The organism is Arthrobacter sp. Dra40 (assembly GCF_059091905.1).
In genome coordinates, this window is the sequence record NZ_JBNHHB010000517.1 from 1 (window position 1) to 1102 (window position 1102).

Below are 1102 nucleotides of genomic sequence, written 5' to 3' on the forward strand. Positions count from 1 at the left end.
CGGGGCCTCGGCAGTGGACCGGCTGGAATTGTGCCCGGGTACCGACCGGCGGGAACTGGCCCCCGGGCGCCACATCCGTCCGGCCGGTGAAGAAACCGCTGCCGGCGCCGTCGTGGTCCCCGCCGGCACCGTGCTGACCCCTGCCCATCTGGCCGTCGCCGCGGTGTGCGGCCACGACATGCTCTCCGTTGCCCCGGTGCCGCAGGTTGCGCTGCTGCTGACCGGCGACGAGGTTGTCCCCTCCGGCGTCCCCGCACCGGGCCGGGTCCGGGACACGTTCGGACCCACGCTCCCGGCCATCATCGGCCGGCTCGGCGGCGAGGTCACGGGCAGCCGGCGGCTGCCCGACGACTTCGATGCCACCGCCGAAGCCATTGCCACGTGCGGCGGCGACGTCGTGGTCACCACCGGTGGGACCGGCCGCTCCTCCGCAGACCACCTGCGCGAGGTGCTGGACGCCGCCGCGGCCAGCATCCTGGTCCCGTCCATTCGCATGCGGCCGGGGCATCCTGCGCTGCTGGCCCGGCTGGCCGACGGCCGCCTGCTGGTGGGCCTGCCGGGCAATCCGCTGGCCGCCATGATGGCGCTGCTGACACTGGGGGCTCCGCTGCTGGCAGGCATGACAGGCCGCCCGCTGGCGCCGCTGCGCACGGTGTCCGCAGGGACAGCCCTGCCGCCGCTGCACGACCAGGACCGGTTGATGCCCTACGGGATGGCACCGGGCGGCGGTGCCGTCCCCGCGGACCGCATCGGATCGGCCATGATGCGCGGGCTGGCGGCAGCGGACGGCGTCATGGTGGTGCCCGCCGTCGGCGCCGAGCCCGGCCAGCAGTTGCCGGCCATCGACCTGCCCTGGTAGGCGATCCGGAGGGTAGGCCGGCTGGCAGGCAGCCAGCCCCGTCCGCAGCCCGCTTCGCATACCGCCGGCCCGCGAGCGAACCGCTCTGCTAAGCGCGGACGTCCGGCATGGCGTGGCTTACGCTTGTAACAGGCAGTAGAGGAGACGTACATGGGCCGCTTGACGCAGCGCCGCAAGGTGCTCAAACTCAGTCTCGACGCGCCGCCGCGCCGGCGCGAGGACGTGATGGCGGTGGAAGAGCCG

Annotated in this window: 1 protein-coding gene and 1 pseudogene; both read left to right on the forward strand. The window is 74.0% G+C overall.

Annotated elements, in window-relative coordinates; all coding sequences use genetic code 11:
- Positions 1-859: molybdopterin molybdotransferase MoeA (locus AC5RWT_RS37675; protein WP_494084662.1), on the forward strand; the 859-nt coding region annotated here is incomplete at its 5' end.
- Positions 860-1009: 150 nt separating this feature from the next.
- Positions 1010-1102: pseudogene (locus AC5RWT_RS37680) on the forward strand (formate dehydrogenase accessory sulfurtransferase FdhD); the annotation flags it as partial.